Source organism: Polaribacter glomeratus, from assembly GCF_002954665.1.
In the GTDB taxonomy this organism is placed as follows: domain Bacteria; phylum Bacteroidota; class Bacteroidia; order Flavobacteriales; family Flavobacteriaceae; genus Polaribacter; species Polaribacter glomeratus.
In genome coordinates this window covers 566,832-584,217 of record NZ_MSCM01000001.1, presented here as the reverse complement: position 1 = coordinate 584,217, position 17,386 = coordinate 566,832, and the positions used below count along the sequence as shown (strand labels likewise).

Here is a 17,386-nt window from a genome sequence, read left to right as displayed (position 1 = left end):
TTTTTACTTAGTTTCTTTTTTCCAATTTTTTTCGAAAGTACATTTATTATGATCTGCAGACATTTTAATATATGTATCTTTTATTTTCTCTTTAGACCATTTAGTAACGGTTTCTTCTTTCTTTTTTCTTAATGCTAAATCTTGAATCTTTACATAATCTTCAACTAAATCTGCTGTGTGAGTATCTGTTCTATCTTTCATAATTATGAATTTAAACATTTTCTCTCCGCTTCTATTTTGATCAAAAAAGACATCTGAAAGTTCGCCTTTTTTTAACTCAGCAACCCTTGCATATAAATCTGGATCCATTCTGGTTAAATCAAATTTAGCATCACCAGTATACGGATTTACAATTGCGCCGCCATTATTTTTGGTTTCTTTATCTTCAGAATATTTTTTAACCGCTTCTTCAAAAGTAATTTTGCCTTCTTTAATATCTTCTGCAATTTGTTCTGCTCTAACTTGGGTATCTTTTAATCTGGTTTCAGGAATATCTGGCTGCATTAATATATGTGATGCAACCCTCATGTTTCCTTTAATTTCATGCAATTGCATTAAATGGTATCCAAAATCTGACTTAAATGGTTTAGAAACTTGATTAACATCTAAACTAAAAGCCATTTCTTTAAACTCTTTTATAAATGGTGAGTCTTTAGTTACCTCGTATTGCCCTCCATTTTGGGTAACTCCTGGATCATCAGAGTTTATAATTGCTTTCATTTTAAAGCTAGCACCATCTTCTATTTGCTTTTTAATCTCTTCTAATTGTGTAACAATTCTGTCGTTTTCTTCTTTAGTTGGAGCTGCATATAATACAACTTGCGCCAATTCTATTTCTGCAGGAAACTCTGGTAATTCTCCACTATTTTTTAATCCGTTAAAATACAAACGAACTTCTTCTGGTGTTACATCTATCTTTTCGGTGATTTTTTCCTGTTCTTTTTCAATTAAAACATTTTCTTTTTGAACAGTATATAATTCCTTTTTTAAGTCGTCTAAATCGTTAAAACCATAAGCTTCTATTACTTTATCTTCACTGCCATACTGTTGTGTAAAATACTGTATACTTCTTTCTACTCGGCTGTTGATATCTGCATCGGCAACTACAACACTATCTACAACGGCGTGGTGTGCTAAAAGTTTTTGTTGCATTAACTCCTCTAACATTTCACAGTCTGTAATAGTAATTTTACCTTCTGATCTAATTTCTACTTCTTGTTTAAATTTCTCTATATCAGAATCTAAAACGATGTTTTTACCAATAACTACAGCAACACCATCTATTTTTATTTTTTGAGCAAAAGTTGATATACTCATCAACCCAAGAAAAACTGATAAAAAGGTTAATTTAGTATACTTTAAAATTGTTGTTTTTTGTTGCATCTTTTACTAGTATTTTTTCTATATCTCTTATTAATTCAATTTTACGTTTGTGTAAAATCATTTGTTTTATGGTAGGTTTAATATAGCTTAATGGAGCTGTATCATTCCTTAATAAAACGTTTTTTATAGTGGCCAAATATAACCCTAATGAATCTTGTTTTTGGAGTAATTTTGATTTTTTTAACATATTATCCTTCGAAAAAGGAACTTTTAACAAAACCTTATCTAATTGTGTCCAAACAGAATCGTTAAACTGAAAATGCTTAAAACTTAATTGCTGTTTTTCTAATTTTTCTAAATCTTCAATTTTTTCTGATGCAAAAAGTTTTATAAGCTCATTTTTATTAATTACTTTTTTAGTAAAATGAAGATATTTAATTTTCACTAACTCTTCGTTCAATCTAAAATTTTCTTTATTTTTTGAGTAAAAATCAATAATTTCTTCTTCTTTTATAACGGTATCTAATTGTTGTTTAATAAGTATTTCTTTATAGTTATTAATAAGTAGACTTTCTCTATAATCTTTAACTAATGCAGAAATTTCATTTACTTCTTCTAAAGAATTATTGTTCTCTGCTTTTTGCAGTAATATTTGTTTTATTGCCCAATTATTAATAAAACTTTTTACCAAAATGAGACTATCTTCTTCGCTTATATCTTCTGGTAAAATACTATTTAAATCTTTTTTGAAAAGCTTTTCTGTATTTACAACTGCAACAATTTCTGATGTTATTTCGGTATCTTCTTGCATTTTAAAATAATTACAAGAGTTTAATAATACTATCGTTAAAAATGCAATTAAAAAATGTTTCATTAGTTGCTTTTATAAAATTTAATCAATTTTTTAAGTTGTCTTTTATCAACGTCTATAACGCTTTTTCTTCTTAAATCTGATATCCAATTTTTTTCTAAAAAGTTTTGATAATCGTTCATTACTTGACCTTTTATAGAATCTAATACCTTTGGCTGATACTCTTTTATATGATCGTTAAAGAAAGTTTTTAAGCCCAAGGAGTCTTTAGATGATTTTTCCCATATTTTCTGTTGCATTAACTCAAACAACAACAATCCGTCTTTATACTCTTGAATAGTATACGCAAATTCTGGTTCTGATTTTTCTAAATTATCTTTATAGTAAGATAAAATTTCTGAATCTTTAAAGTCTTCAAAACTTTGATATACGGGAATATCTGTACTTTTATTAAGATAATTTACAAACTGCTCTTGCGTTATTTTTAGGTCATTTATTGATAAAATTATTGATTGCAGTGAATCTTTTGAAATTGATTTTAAATCGGTTCTATTAAAAATATCTTTCGCTTGTTCATTTTCTACAATAGCATATTTTTTCTTTAATTTGTTAATTACCGCCTTTTGAGATAACTGAGCTCTATCACCAGATCTTACTTTACTTTTTAAATCACTCTCCATTTCACTAAAGGGTGCAATAGGATGTTTTTTAATGAGTTGAACAATATGCCAACCAAAACGTGTTTGAAATGGTTTAGAGTATTCGCCTTCTTTTTGCAAACTATAAGCAGCATCTTCAAAAGGTTTCACCATCATTCCTGGTCCAAATTGTCTCAATTTTCCTCCTTTAGATTTTGTACCAACATCACCAGAATATTGTCTTGCTAAAGCACCAAATTGCTCATCACTTTGTAGTTTTTTATAAACTTCATTGGCTAGAGCTTCACCATTCGTAGAAGTGTCTGTTATTAAAATATGAGCCACTTCAACTTCGCCTTTCGATTGTCTTAAAGAATCTACTTTTAAAATATGATACCCAAAACTAGTTCTAAAAGGTTCTGAAACTTCACCAACCTTGGTGTTATAAGCAGCAGCTTCAAAAGGATATACCATTCTAAAAGCAGAAAAATAACCTAAATTACCTCTATTACCTGGTTTGCCAGATTTTTGATCATCTCTGGTAGAAGGGTCTTCAGAAACCTCTATCGCAACTTCTTCAAAATCTTCTCCTTTTATAATTCTATCTCTAATTTTTACAATTTTCTGATACGCCTCTAAAGTATCTTTTGGACTAGGAGTTTTTGGAGTAATAATTAAAATGTGTTTTGCTTTTACTTCATTTTTTGTTCTAAAATAAGCATCCTTAACAAGTTTGTTTATAAAAGCCGAATCTTGCATATAAGGGGCAGAAAGCTGATTTCTATAAGTCTCCATTTCCCTTACATAAGACGTTAAAGTGTCTAAATTTATACCATAAGCTTCCTTTACTTTAAGCTTATAGTTAATAAAAAGGTCTAAATTTTTCTCAACATCTTTTGCTTCTTCATTATCAATTGCGTCTAAATTTTTTTCATAAACTCTCTTAAAATCAGAAATAGTGATTTTTTCACCATCAATAGTAAGTAAAACTTTGCTTTTCTTTTGTGCAAAAACGATGCTTGAAAAGCCTAAAACGACTAATAAAACTAACTTTCTCATAAATTTATAATGATATAATTCCTTTAATTTTTTCTGCTTTTTTGTAATACTCAATTACTTTAGAAGCACTTGCTATTTGTAATACGACAGAAAGACTATTATATTTTCCTGTTTTAGATTTTTTTGTTTTAATAACTGCACCCGTGTTATTAAATATTTCTTGCACTTCTTCAAATTGATTTTCATCCGAAGGAACAATAAATTTATACATATACTCTGCCGGAAAACTTGTTGTGTCTTCTAACTGAGTTTTTAATTTGGTGTAAAACGCATTTTTTTCACTCATTTCGCTCATATTTACATCTCTTTTAAGTATTTAAAAAATAACCGCCCACAATATTACATTAAAAATTAGTTTTATAAAACGAATGATTTATTTTTGTGGCACTCAAATTTTGGGTGAAAAATCAAAATTAATAATTCTAAGACAAAATACTTGCAAAAAAATCAGCAAAAAATCGTTTTAATTGGTGGTCCAGGAACAGGAAAAACAACTGTTTTAAATAAATTAAAAGAAAAAGGTTTTTTTTGTTTTAATGAAGTTTCTAGAGATGTTATTTTAAAAGCACAGAATAAAGGAATTGAACAACTCTTTTTAACAGAACCGCTACTATTTAGCGAAATGCTTCTAGAGGGTAGAGAAGAACAATTTTTATCTGCTGAAAAAAGACAAGAAAATATTGTTTTTTTTGATAGAGGAATTCCTGATGTTCATGCTTACATGAATTATTTTAAAACTGATTTCCCTGCTACTTTCTTAGAAAAAAGCAAACACTATAAGTACGATATAATCCTACATTTTTCTCCTTGGAAAGAAATACATATCACAGATAATGAGCGTTATGAGACTTTTGAAGAATCTTCTATTATTGATACTTTTTTACTAAGCGCATATTCAGAATTGGGATATAAAATTATAAACGTTCCTTTTGGTTCTGTTGATGAAAGAACTAATTTTATTATTAATTCGCTTTCTTGCGAATTATGATTTCGGCAAAAGAAATAATACAAGAATACTGGAATTTTTCTTCTTTTAGAGAACCTCAAGAAGAAATTATAAACGCTGTTTTAGAAAAAAAAGATGTAATTGCGCTCTTGCCAACTGGCGGCGGAAAATCGATTTGTTTTCAAGTTCCGGCTTTGTTAAAAGACGGCGTTTGCATTGTAATTTCGCCTTTAATTGCTTTAATGCAAGATCAAGTTGAAAACCTAAACAAAAGACATATTAAGGCTACAACTATAAAGTCTGGTTCTTCCCAAAATGAAATTATTACACTTTTCGATAATATTAAATTCGGGAATTTTAAATTTTTATATATTTCTCCAGAAAGATTACAATCCACCTTTATTCAGCAAAAAATACAAGAGTTAACTGTTTCTTTTGTTGCGATTGATGAAGCGCATTGTATTTCTGAATGGGGAAGTGATTTTAGACCTTCTTACCGAAATATTAAAATTTTAAAAGAACTAATTCCTGGTGTAAATTTTATCGCACTCACGGCAACTGCAAACAATATCGTTTTAAAAGATATTGCAGAAAATCTTGAATTAGAAAATACGCAGCTATTTAGAAAATCTTTTCAAAGAGAAAATTTAGCCTATCAAGTTTTTACAGTAGAAGACAAATTATTAAAGCTAGAACAAATTTTTACAAAGACTAAAAAGCCAGCAATTATTTATGTTACTTCTAGAAAAAGAACAGAAGAAATTAGTAATTTTTTAAACGCTAAAAATTATAAAAGCAGTTTTTATCACGCTGGATTATCTGCTAAAGAAAAGCAACTTTCTTTTGATAATTGGATGACAGAAAAAACACCAATCATAGTTTCTACAAATGCATTTGGAATGGGAATTGACAAGCCAAATGTTGGTATTGTTGTGCATTTTGATTTGCCTTTTAGTATCGAAAATTACATTCAAGAATCTGGTAGAGCAGGCAGAAACGGCAACAAATCTTTTGCTGTTTTATTTAAAAATGAAAATGATATTGCTATCTACAAAAAGCAAATAAAAAAAGCATTACCAAACATTGCAGAAGTAAAAGAAGTACACAGACAATTATACCAATATTTTAGAATTGCAAAAGGAGAAATAATTGATAAATATTACAGTTTTAACCTTTTAAAATTCTCTAAAATTTATAATTTTACAGCTGTAAAAGTAGATGCAATTTTAAAGATTTTATCTAATAACGGCATCCTAGAACTTACAAATACATACAATCAAAAATCTACAGTACTATTTACTGCAAGCAGCAAAAATGTTGTTTTATACGCCATAAACAATATCTATAACAAGAACTTTATAGATTCATTATTAAGAACTTATAGTGGTTTATTTAAACAAGAAGTTAAAGTAGATGAATTTCTACTCGCCAAGAAAAACAATATTACTTCTAGACAAGTAATTGCCAATTTAGAACAATTAGAAAAAGAAAATATACTAACTTACAAGAGTGTAAAAACAGATACAGAAATTCGTTTTTTAGTTCCAAGAGAAGATGATTTAACCATCAATAAATATTCTAGAGAAATCGTGCAATTTTTAAAACAAAAAGAAAAAAAGTCGGATGATTTTTTACTGTATATTCAAAATAATTCTATGTGCAGAAACACACAAATTTTAGATTATTTTGATGAAAAATCAACCAAAAATTGTGGCATTTGCGATGTTTGTTTGTCTAAAAAGAGTTCAAAAAAAATTGCTATTTCTTTAGAAATTCTAGCAATTTTGAAACAAAAAAATGCGTTAACATCGCAAGAAATAAATCAACATATAAAGGCAAATGAAAAAGACATTTTAATACATTTGCGTGTGCTTTTATCCGAAGATAAAATACAAATAAATCATCAAAATAAATACCAACTAAAATAAAATTATGAAAGATGTACGTATCGTTTTTATGGGAACTCCAGATTTTGCGGTTACCATTTTAAGACATTTAGTAGACAACAATTATAACATCGTTGGTGTAATTACGGCTGCAGATAAACCTGCCGGAAGAGGAAGAAAACTAAACGAATCTGATGTTAAAAAATATGCGTTATCAAAAAATTTAACAATTTTACAGCCTCAAAATTTAAAAAATGAGACGTTTCAACAAGAATTAAAAGCATTAAATGCCGATTTACAAATTGTAGTTGCATTTAGAATGTTGCCAGAAGCAGTTTGGAAAATGCCAAAATTTGGTACTTTTAATCTTCACGCTTCTTTATTACCGCAATACAGAGGTGCAGCGCCAATTCATTGGGCAATTATAAATGGCGAAACAAAAACAGGTGTTACTACTTTTTTTATTGATGATAAAATAGATACCGGAGAAATTATTTTACAAAAAGAAACTGCAATTGAAGATACAGAAACTGTTGGTACTTTGCATGACAAATTGATGTTTTTAGGAGCCGATTTAGTTTCTAAAACTATTGATTTAATTTCTGATGGAAATATAACAACTAAAAAACAACCAGTTCTAGAAGAAAAATTTGCCCCAAAGTTACATCCAGAAAACACAAAAATAGATTGGTCTGCTCCATTAGATAGTATTTATAATAAAATTAGAGGTTTAAATCCTTTTCCGGCTGCTTGGACGATTGTAAAAAATGAGGATGAAGAAATATCAGTAAAAATTTATGCAGTTCAAAAAGAAATTAGTGAGCATCAGTTTAATGTTGGTAAAATAATTACCACTAAAAAAGAGCTAAAAGTAGCAGTAAATAATGGATTTATTATTATTGACGAACTTAAACTTTCTGGAAAGAAAAAAATGGACTCAAAAAGTCTTTTAAACGGTTACACTTTTTCGCAAGAAGCAGAAATGCTTTAACCCTTTATTGATGCGGTTTTAAGAGTTTTTGATTTTTCAACCTCTCCTTATTAACAATTTGATGCTATTTATTAACAAAAAGGCACTTTTTTTAAGGTCAAACTTGCGCAAACCCTTAATCCGTCTATATTTGTTAAGCTATTACAGCACAAAAATAATATTCAATTAATTTAAAATCTATTTATTATGAACAAGTCTGATTTAATCGATGCAATGGCTGCTGACGCAGGAATTTCTAAAGTAGCAGCTAAGGCAGCTTTAGAGTCTTTTACAGGTAATGTAACTTCTGCTTTAAAAGGTGGTGGTAAAGTTGCTTTAGTTGGTTTTGGTACTTTTTCAGTTTCTAACAGAGCTGCAAGAAGTGGAAGAAATCCACAAACTGGAAAAACGATTCAAATTGCTGCTAAAAATGTAGCAAAATTTAAAGCTGGAGCTGGATTAAGCGAAGCTGTAAACTAATACGTTACAACTTAAAGCTATAAGGAAACTCTCTTTTAAGGGAGTTTTTTTTATACCTATATTTTACATATATTTACTTATGAGCCACTTAAAACCTCTTAAAGGAAGATTGCTAATTGCAGAACCATCTATTTTAAATGACAGTTCTTTTAATAGAGCAATTATTTTAATCACAGAGCATACAAACAAAAATTCTGTTGGTTTCATTTTAAACAGACCTTTAGAATATACACTACAAGATTTATTACCAGAAATAGCGTGTAATTTTACAATCTATCAAGGAGGACCTGTAGAACAAGATAATCTTTATTTTGTGCACAAGGTTCCCCATTTAATACCAGAAAGCATAGAAGTTGATAGTGGCATTTTTTGGGGTGGTAATTTTAAATCATTAAGAGAATTATTAAATAATGGTGATTTAGAAAGTACTGATATTCGTTTTTTTCTTGGTTATTCTGGCTGGGATAAAAATCAACTTACCGATGAATTAAACTTAAACTCTTGGTTTATATCAGAAAATGATATTAAAAATATTTTATCTACGGATGATGAATCTCTTTGGAGAAATAAAATACTACAAAAAGGCGGTGATTATAAACTTTGGGCAAATGCACCAAGTGATGTTAATTTAAATTAAGAAGTAGTTACTTCTAAAACCCTTAAACTCTTACTTATTTTATCTGAAAAACTAGTTGTAAATGTTTTCTTCTTGTAGTTTGTTACTGCCTGAATACCTATAATTGCATTGGTTATAAAAACTTCATCTGCTTTTTGAATTTCAAAAGGAGAAATGGTGGTTTCTTCTATAGAATACGCTTCGTTTTTAGTAATTATTTCAATTACCTTTTTTCTAACGATTCCTTTTATACATCCTTCTGTATATGCAGGAGTTTTAACTACATTTCCTTTTAGAATAAAAATATTAGCATTTGTTACTTCAACAACTCCTTTATTTTCGTTGATTAAAACACAATTGTCTAGCTCATTTTCTTTCGCAAAAATACTAGCTAAAGTATTCACCATTCTATTGTTTGTTTTTATAGTTGATAATAACCCTGAATAATTATAAAAGTCTTTAAAAACATCTACAATATAAACATCTTTAGTTACATAAGTATTTGGTTTTGCATCAATAAAATAATGAATTTTATTCGTTTTTGGTGTGTATAAACCACCATCTCTACGATACACGTTTAATCGAACTCTAAAAGAAGTATCACTATCTTGAGCTGCCACTGTTTTTAAAATTTCTTGCTCTAAAAATTCTAAGGTAAATTTCATAGGTATCTTCATGCGTAACATCCTCATAGAGGACATCAATCTAAAATAATGATCTTCCCAAAAAACAACTCTATTATTGCTAACTTTTATCGTTTCAAAAATTGCATCACCATATTTAAACCCTCTATTTTCAGGAGAAAGTTTCACATTTTCTTCAAATAATAATTCGCCATTAAAATTAATCATCAACATATATTTTAGACTTGCAAAATTACTACATTTTAATAAAAATTGGGCATAAAAAAACCCAGCAGTTTGCCGAGTTTTATTTATTTCAATTAATAATTATGCACCAATTGTGTGTTTTAATTCATCAATTTGATTTTCCCAAAGTTGTTTGGACTCTTCTACCTCATCGTCATCATCAGCAAAATCTGTAACAATTAAAGAAACATCTTTAGTTAAAGCGTCAACTTGAATCTTAATTTCAAAATAACTTTCGTCATCTTTACTCTCTAACCACTTAAATCTAATTCTGTCTTCTGACTTTTTTATAATTAATTCTGCTTTTTCTTCTACACCTTCCCAAATAAAAGTAAACATTTTACCTCTAGAATTCACTTTATCAGCAAACCACTCTTGCAAATTAGAAGGTGAAGAAATGTACTGATACAGCATGCTAGGTGACGCACGAATAGGGATTTCTAATTCAAATTTTACTTTATCCATTGTTAAAACGTTTGGATTACAATATAGGTATTAAATCTATTTAAAAAAAATTAAAAACACTTCTTGCGTATATGTAAAAATCGATTATATTTGCAGCCTCAAACACAAATGGCGAGGTAGCTCAGTTGGTTAGAGCGCAGGATTCATAACCCTGAGGTCACGGGTTCAAATCCCGTTCTCGCTACAAACTTCAATCGTTTACAAAACAACAGTTTAGTTCACTCTAAACTGTTTTTTTATGCTTAATATTCAAGAAATCATTACCTTTAACTCCAAAATTGAACACGATTTGGAACACGATTTGGAACACAAAAAGCTTTTTTCTCCTGCTAAAATATATTCCGCAAATGGAAACCTTTCTAAGCGCTGGTATATCTATTTTTCATTCAGAAATCCTAAAACAGGAAAACTTGAAAGGATGCAAAATATTTATGGGAAGGCTAATATCTACAAAACAAAGGAAGAACGATTGCAGGTTTTAACCTCTTATAGAAAGAATTTACTCATTTTACTAAAAAAAGGGTACAATCCTTTTGAAAATAATGAAAAACTATATCAAGAAATAAACACAATAAAAGACAATAAAGTTACGCCAGCGACTTCAAAAGAAAAGCCAGTTGAAAAGGAAGTAGAAATAGTTAAGACAGATATCTCAAAAATTGAAAGTAACACAGAAATTTTAGATAATGCAACGTCTGCAGAAATTTTAGATACTACGAATCTTTTACTACTTAATACCGCTTTTGAATTTGCTTTAAACTTGAAAGCCAAAGAGGTTAGCAAAGGAACAATCTACGATTATAAAAGAAAAAGTATTCATTTTACAAAATGGCTAGTAGAAACAAAACCTGAGGTAAAATATATTACAGAAATTTCTAGAAAAGATCTTATCAATTATTTAAACAGCATTCTACTAAAGACTAGTGCTAGAAATTACAACAACTACAGAGTAGATTTAAGTAGCTTGTTTCAAGTACTTAAAAACAACGAACACGTCGGCGAAAACTTTCTAAAAGGAATTCCTATTTTAAGAACGACCCCTGAAAAGCATAAAAGATTTTCTGAAGAAAAGCAACAAGAAATTTTCAATTATCTAGAAAAAGAAGATGAAATACTTTTTCTATTTATCAAATTTATTTCTTACTCACTTATAAGACCTGTAGAAATCTGTCGTTTAAAAATAAAAGACATTGATTTAGAAAGCAAAACAATGCAATTTAAAGCAAAAAATAGTCCTTTAAAAACAAAAATAATTCCAGAAATTTTATTTAAAGACTTACCTGATTTAAGCAAATTAGATAAAGAATCCTTCCTCTTTACTCCTACTAAATTTGGTGATTTATGGGAAGCTACCGACAACAATAGAAGAGATCATTTTTCAAAAAGATTTAAAAAAGTAGTAAAGGAACACTTTAAATTAGATGAAGATCATACCATATATAGCTTTAGACATACCTTTATATTTATACTCTACAATAATCTACGAAAAACAAAATCTCCATTTGAAGCTAAAAGTGAATTGATGCTCATAACTGGGCACAAATCTATGACCTCTTTAGAAAAATATTTGAGAAATATTGATGCTGAACTTCCTGCTGACTACTCTAAATTATTCGAGAAAAATGAAAAATAATAAGAGAAAAAATAGTGACATTTTTAATGACCTAAGAGATAGAGCAACATACCCTTCTATATTATTTATACCTCTAGACTACTTTAGTAAATTTTTGACAGAAAAAGAACTGAAGGCTTTAGATTGGATGTTTGATCGAATCGTTTTTGCAAGAGCAAAAATGGATGTTTTATTTATGGACGAAAATGAAATTAATTTTGATATTTTCAAAAAGCAAGATTATCTGCGTGAAAATTTATTTGAATTAGTAGATCTAAAAACAGATTTGAAACGAACTCAATTTGAGTTTATTTTTGAAAGGTATAAAGATCACATTTTAGCAATGGAATATTTCTTTGATTTAATGGTTAAAAAAATTAATACTGGAACAAACGTAGAATATTCAAAATATATTAAAATATTTGAGATTCAACTAGCTTATATAAGTATGCATCAAAAGTCTTTCAATGAAGCATTCCCTTTATATGCAGAAAAATACAAAAGAGAAATTGATCTTGATGCATTTATTATTGATAAAATCATAGAAAAAACTGCAAAAGAAACTCCAAAAAAAGCTTACACAAAACCTAAAGAAAAATTAATAACAGATTTTGAATCACAAAACTTTCTGCTTAAAACTGTATTTAAGTTAGATCAAGATATTTTAAACTAGAATCTTTTTCAAAGCCTCTAACTCTACTCCTAAATCAGTAAACATATTTATAATACTGCTTAATTTTAATTCGTGTTCTTCGTATTCTTGGGTGTTGATACTGCAGGTAAACTTCCATAATTCCAATACTTCTGTAACAGGAACTTCATAGGCTTGATAAGAGGAATTATCTGGTTTTAACAAAAAAGATTGCTTCTCCTCTACTTGATTGTACAACCTTTTGTAAGTCATTCCGTCATCTTTTGTAACAACAATATATGATTGACCACTTTTTGCGCTCTTAATATCCTCGACAAATTCTGCTACTAAATACGAACCATCTTTCATTGGCAACATCGAATCTCCTTTAATAGGAAATGCTCTGTGTTTTCCTTTTGGCAAAAAAGGGAGTTTAATTTTTTCTAATTGTTCTATATATTCTGGATCGTCATAGCCTAATAAATAACCTGCGGATGCTTTTGCAGAAACAACTTCTATCAAGTTTTCATTATCACTATCCACCGTTATTGGAAACAAGACTCTTTTATTACCAACTTCAATAAAAGAAACATCTTTTGCCTTTGTCAAATCGTTTTTGATAATAATGTCTATCGGAATTTTAAAATAGGTAGAAAAATCAATTAAAAAATCAATTGTAGGTGAAGATCTGCTTTCTTCATAAGAACTTATTCTTGATCTTGTTACCAATAATTCTTCCGCCAAAGATTCTTGTGTTAACTTTTTAAGGGTTCTTAGGTGTTTGATGTTTTTTGATAAATTATTCATAATGCTACAATATTGAGCAACAAATGTACGAATTTGTATCTAATTTTACAGTGTGAAAAAAAATATTTTACATCTCGATTTAGATACTTTTTTTGTTTCCTGCGAACGGTTGATTGATAGCAGGTTGCAAAAAAAACCGTTGTTAGTTGGCGGAACTGGAGACAGAGGTGTCGTGGCTGCTTGTAGTTATGAAACGAGACGATTTGGCGTGCACTCTGGCATGTCTATGAAAATTGCGAAAAGACTGTGCCCCGAAGCAATCATTATCCGAGGAAATACAGGTACCTATTCTAAATACTCAAACTTAGTAACCGAAATTATCAAAGAAAAAGTACCCGTTTTTGAAAAAGCAAGTATTGATGAATTCTATGCAGATCTCTCTGGTATGGATACTTTTTTTGGAAGCTATAAATATGCTTCTGAATTGCGTCAAAAAATAATCAAAGAAACTGGATTGCCTATTTCTTTTGGGATGTCAAAAAATAAAATAGTTTCCAAAGTAGCTACTGGTGAAGCAAAACCTAACAATCAATTGTTGATCGATGAAGGTTTTGAAAAATCGTTTTTAGCGCCTTTGTCAATTCGAAAAATCCCATCCGTAGGAGATAAAACCTATCAAATTTTACGGAATCTTGGCGTTGATAAAGTAAAGGTAATTCAAGAAATGCCTTTAGAAATGATGATTAGTGTTTTGGGTGCTAACGGAAAAACGATATGGAAACGCGCAAACGGCATCGACAATCCACCAATTATTGCCTTTCATGAACGTAAATCTTTATCCACAGAAAGAACGTTTAACAAAGACACTATTGATATGAAAAAACTAAAAGAAACCATTTTTGCAATGGCAGAAAATTTAGCATATCAATTGAGAAAAGGCGATAAATTAACAGGAACGATTAGCGTAAAAATTAGATATTCTGATTTTAACACCTATAGCAAACAGATCAAAATTCCTTATACAAGTGCAGATCACATTATTATTCCTACGGTGTTAGAATTGTTTGAAAAATTATATCAAAGACGATTATTAATACGATTGGTAGGTGTAAAAGTTTCTGATATTGTGAGTGGAAATTATCAAATTAATCTTTTTGATGATAATGTACAAATGCTAAATCTCTACAACGCTATGGATAACATCCGAAATAAATATGGCGAATTAAGTATAATGAGAGCGGCTGCGATGGGCGCAAAATCTATTGGACGATTTAGCAATCCGTTTAACGGAGAACCGCCTTTAATATTAGCACATCGAAAACAATAGTGTATGTATCTAAATTGTCATTCGTATTATTCGTTGCGTTATGGTACGTTTTCTGAAATTGAGTTATTGCAACTTGCTAAAGAAAATGGTATTGCGAGTATTGCACTTACAGACATTAACAACACGTCTGCGTGTTTAAATTTTGTGCAACAGGCTAAAAAACAAGGAATAAAACCTATTATTGGGGTTGATTTTAGAAATGGCAATACCCAACAATTTGTAGCACTTGCAAAAAGCAATACTGGCTTTGAAAATATAAATCAATACTTATCTTCTTTTTTAGAAGCAAAAAAAGCAATTCCTAACAAACCTATTTCTTTAAAAGAAGTGTATATCATTTATCCTTTTGAAAAAGTATTGGAATTGAATTTAACTTCTTTTGCTGAGAATGAATTTATTGGAATCTCTATTGCTGAAATCAATAAACTTCGTTTTTCCTATCTAAAAAAATACCAAGATAAATTGGTGATTCAACAACAAGTGACCATTCGAAATAAAAACGATTTTAATGCACATCGTTTATTGCGTGCTATTGCGAACAACATGCTATTGAGCAAATTACCAACAACCGAAGAATGTTTACTATCAGATCGCATGCATGCTGCAATAAAAATAGAAGAATATTTTAGCGAGTTCCCTTTTATTATTGCAAATACAAAAGCATTACTAGAAAAATGTACTATTAACTTTGGATTTGACACTGAACGTGAAAATCAAAATTTACAAGTCTATTGCTCTACTTTTGAAGAAGATTGCGAAATGTTATTGCAATTGTGTACTGATAAAATTCACAAACGATATCAACATCCTACGCAAAAAGTACATGACCGACTTGAAAAGGAATTGAAAGTAATCATCGATTTAAAATTTGTTTCCTTCTTTTTAATCAATTATGATATTATTAAATACGCGAAAGAAAATAACTTTTTTCATGTGGGTAGAGGAAGTGGCGCAAATAGCATTGTTGCTTATATTATTGGTATTACGGATGTAGATCCGATTGAATTAGATTTGTATTTTGAACGTTTTATCAATCCGTTTAGAGCTTCTCCACCTGATTTTGATATTGATTTTTCATGGAAAGATAGAAATACCGTTACGCAATATATTTTTGATCGTTTTGATAATGTTGCTTTGTTAGCAACCTACGTTACTTTTAAATACAAAGCAGTTGTTAGAGAATTAGGCAAAGTATTTGGATTGCCAAAAGAAGAAATTGATAAATTAAGTAAAAGATTAGCGCCAAATCAATTGGATGATATTTCTAAATTGGTTTTAAAATACGGGAAACTCATCGAAGGCTTTCCAAATTATGTGAGTGTACATTCTGCAGGAGTTTTAATTTTGGACAAACCCATCCATTATTTTTCTGCAACCAATTTACCTCCAAAAGGATTCGCTACCGTTCAGTTTGATATGAATATTGCAGATGATATTGGTGTTTTCAAATTTGATATTTTAGGGCAACGTGGTTTGGCTAAAATTAAAGATGCCTTAGAAATTATCAAAGAAAATAATCCTGATGCTCCTAAAATAGATATTACAGATGTTGAAACTTTTAAAAAGGATAAAAACATTAATAACCTTTTAAAAACGGGCGGTGCTGTTGGTGCGTATTATGTAGAATCGCCTGCAATGCGTGGATTGATGCAAAAACTACAAACGCAAGATTATTTAGGTTTGGTGGCTGCAAGTTCTATTATTAGACCAGGCGTTTCGGGTTCTGGTATGAAAGATGAGTTTATAAAAAGACATCGTTTTCCTGAAAAACGCAAAGAAGCGCATCCTATTTTATTAGAAATTATGCCAGAAACCTATGGCGTAATGGTGTATCAAGAAGATGTAATGAAGGTTGCAAATCAGTTTGCAGATTTAACCTTGGGTGAAGCTGATATTTTACGAAGAGGAATGAGTGGAAAATACCGTTCTGTGGAAGAATTTAAAGCGGTTGAAGATAAATTTATTTCTAATTGCAGAAAAAAAGGACATAAAGACGACTTAATTTTTGAGGTTTGGAATCAGATTAAAAGTTTTGCAGGATATGCGTTTGCAAAAGGACATTCGGCGTCCTACGCAGTAGAAAGTTACCAAAGTTTGTTTTTAAAATGCTACTACCCTATTGAGTTTATGACCGCTGTTTTAAATAATGGTGGTGGTTTTTATTCTACAGAACATTACATTCATGAGGCTAAAATGTGTGGCGCACTTATAGAATTACCTTGCATTAACAAAGGTGATCATGCAAATAGTGTAAAAGGAAAAACAATTTATCTAGGTTTTGGATATTTGAAAAATATAGAACATTTATTAATCCAAAGAATTTTAACGGAACGTCAAATTTATGGTGTTTTTCTTTCGTTGGATAATTTTATAGATCGCATTGCAATTAGTATTGAACAACTTACTATTTTGATTCGTATTAATGCGTTTCGTTTTACCAATAAATCTAAAACAGCATTGCTTTGGCAGGCCATTTTTAAATTAAAAGGAGCAAAAAAAGAACAGGAACAACAGCAGATAAAACTCTTTCAATTGCAACATCAAAATTATGAAATTCCGAAATTAAATACGCATTGGTTAGAAAATGTATATGATGAAATGGAGTTGTTAGGTTTTACAATTCACGATTATTTTTCATTAGTTACAGAAGCATTTCATCCGCATATAAAAGCGAAAGAAATGGAAGTTTTTACAAACCAGAATGTTTTGTTATACGGACAATTAGTAACCACCAGATACAACAAAACATCCCAAGGAAAACTAATGCGTTTAAGCACTTTTATTGATGCGGATGGCAATTATTTTGATGCCGTTCATTTTACGGATGTGGTTCAAATTTACCCAATTAACGGTATGGGAATTTATGCTTGTTATGGAAAAATTACAAATCGTTTTGGCTTTTGTAGTATGAATGTGATAAAATCTAAAAAAATGAGTATTGCTGGGGATCCTAGAATGTAAATTAATTTGAAAATTTAAAGTGTAAAGTTTAAATGATGGTATTGC

Annotated in this window: 16 protein-coding genes and 1 tRNA gene; 10 read left to right on the top strand and 7 right to left on the bottom strand. The window is 29.6% G+C overall.

Translation table 11 applies throughout. From position 1 onward, the window contains the following. Positions 1–3 precede the first annotated feature (3 nt). From BTO16_RS02500 to BTO16_RS02485, 4 genes are read right to left on the bottom strand one after another with little or no spacing between them, the layout of a single operon-like run. Entirely contained in the window at positions 4–1,383 is a 1,380-nt protein-coding gene (locus BTO16_RS02500) for a peptidylprolyl isomerase (protein WP_105020081.1), read from the bottom strand. After that, positions 1,349–2,197, bottom strand: a complete 849-nt coding sequence (locus BTO16_RS02495) for a hypothetical protein (RefSeq protein WP_105020080.1) — start codon at positions 2,195–2,197, stop codon at positions 1,349–1,351. Before BTO16_RS02495 ends, BTO16_RS02500 begins: the two co-directional genes overlap by 35 nt. Continuing rightward, positions 2,197–3,831, bottom strand: coding sequence for a peptidylprolyl isomerase (locus BTO16_RS02490; protein ID WP_105021483.1), 1,635 nt, complete (start codon positions 3,829–3,831; stop codon positions 2,197–2,199). The genes BTO16_RS02495 and BTO16_RS02490 overlap by 1 nt, the downstream gene beginning before the upstream one ends. A 4-nt stretch (positions 3,832–3,835) precedes the next feature. Next, positions 3,836–4,117: a DUF493 family protein gene (locus BTO16_RS02485; RefSeq protein ID WP_105021482.1), complete on the bottom strand. Its 282-nt coding sequence runs from the start codon at positions 4,115–4,117 to the stop codon at positions 3,836–3,838. Positions 4,118–4,267: 150 nt separating this feature from the next. Between BTO16_RS02485 and BTO16_RS02480 the strand changes: the two genes are divergently transcribed. The 5 genes from BTO16_RS02480 to BTO16_RS02460 all read left to right on the top strand — a co-directional run bounded on the left by BTO16_RS02480 (position 4,268) and on the right by BTO16_RS02460 (position 8,750). Next, positions 4,268–4,819 (top strand): AAA family ATPase, encoded by a 552-nt coding sequence (locus BTO16_RS02480; RefSeq protein WP_105020079.1) that lies wholly within the window; start codon positions 4,268–4,270, stop codon positions 4,817–4,819. Continuing rightward, the gene (locus tag BTO16_RS02475; protein WP_211298191.1) at positions 4,816–6,705 is read left to right on the top strand and encodes a RecQ family ATP-dependent DNA helicase; all 1,890 of its coding nucleotides are present in this window, start codon (positions 4,816–4,818) and stop codon (positions 6,703–6,705) included. The genes BTO16_RS02480 and BTO16_RS02475 overlap by 4 nt, the downstream gene beginning before the upstream one ends. A gap of 4 nt (positions 6,706–6,709) precedes the next feature. Then, the gene (fmt, locus tag BTO16_RS02470; protein WP_211298190.1) at positions 6,710–7,654 is read left to right on the top strand and encodes a methionyl-tRNA formyltransferase; all 945 of its coding nucleotides are present in this window, start codon (positions 6,710–6,712) and stop codon (positions 7,652–7,654) included. 186 nt (positions 7,655–7,840) lie between these two features. Continuing rightward, a complete protein-coding gene (locus tag BTO16_RS02465; RefSeq protein ID WP_104808727.1) occupies positions 7,841–8,113 on the top strand; it encodes an HU family DNA-binding protein in 273 nt (90 codons plus the stop codon). Between the two features lie 79 nt (positions 8,114–8,192). After that, entirely contained in the window at positions 8,193–8,750 is a 558-nt protein-coding gene (locus BTO16_RS02460) for a YqgE/AlgH family protein (protein WP_105020078.1), read from the top strand. Here the strand turns inward: BTO16_RS02460 and BTO16_RS02455 are convergent. Then, positions 8,747–9,580, bottom strand: a complete 834-nt coding sequence (locus tag BTO16_RS02455) for an aminotransferase class IV (RefSeq protein WP_105020077.1) — start codon at positions 9,578–9,580, stop codon at positions 8,747–8,749. The two genes, BTO16_RS02460 and BTO16_RS02455, sit on opposite strands and share 4 nt — an antisense overlap. Positions 9,581–9,679: 99 nt before the next feature. Then, positions 9,680–10,063, bottom strand: coding sequence for an START-like domain-containing protein (locus BTO16_RS02450; protein ID WP_105020076.1), 384 nt, complete (start codon positions 10,061–10,063; stop codon positions 9,680–9,682). A 110-nt stretch (positions 10,064–10,173) separates the two neighbouring features. Between BTO16_RS02450 and BTO16_RS02445 the strand changes: the two genes are divergently transcribed. The 3 genes from BTO16_RS02445 to BTO16_RS02435 all read left to right on the top strand — a co-directional run bounded on the left by BTO16_RS02445 (position 10,174) and on the right by BTO16_RS02435 (position 12,348). Beyond that, positions 10,174–10,247 (top strand) — tRNA-Met (locus tag BTO16_RS02445). Positions 10,248–10,301: 54 nt separating this feature from the next. Next, positions 10,302–11,696, top strand: coding sequence for a tyrosine-type recombinase/integrase (locus BTO16_RS02440; protein WP_105020075.1), 1,395 nt, complete (start codon positions 10,302–10,304; stop codon positions 11,694–11,696). Further along, a complete protein-coding gene (locus tag BTO16_RS02435) occupies positions 11,686–12,348 on the top strand; it encodes a hypothetical protein (RefSeq protein ID WP_105020074.1) in 663 nt (220 codons plus the stop codon). The genes BTO16_RS02440 and BTO16_RS02435 overlap by 11 nt, the downstream gene beginning before the upstream one ends. On the opposite strand, the gene BTO16_RS02430 is transcribed toward BTO16_RS02435, so the two are convergent. Further along, the gene (locus BTO16_RS02430) at positions 12,340–13,113 is read right to left on the bottom strand and encodes an XRE family transcriptional regulator (RefSeq protein ID WP_105020073.1); all 774 of its coding nucleotides are present in this window, start codon (positions 13,111–13,113) and stop codon (positions 12,340–12,342) included. The two genes, BTO16_RS02435 and BTO16_RS02430, sit on opposite strands and share 9 nt — an antisense overlap. Positions 13,114–13,165: 52 nt before the next feature. Between BTO16_RS02430 and dinB the strand changes: the two genes are divergently transcribed. Continuing rightward, positions 13,166–14,380, top strand: coding sequence for a DNA polymerase IV (gene dinB / locus BTO16_RS02425; RefSeq protein ID WP_105020072.1), 1,215 nt, complete (start codon positions 13,166–13,168; stop codon positions 14,378–14,380). A 3-nt stretch (positions 14,381–14,383) separates the two neighbouring features. Continuing rightward, positions 14,384–17,341, top strand: a complete 2,958-nt coding sequence (locus tag BTO16_RS02420; protein WP_105020071.1) for a DNA polymerase III subunit alpha — start codon at positions 14,384–14,386, stop codon at positions 17,339–17,341. The last annotated feature ends 45 nt before the right edge of the window (positions 17,342–17,386 follow it).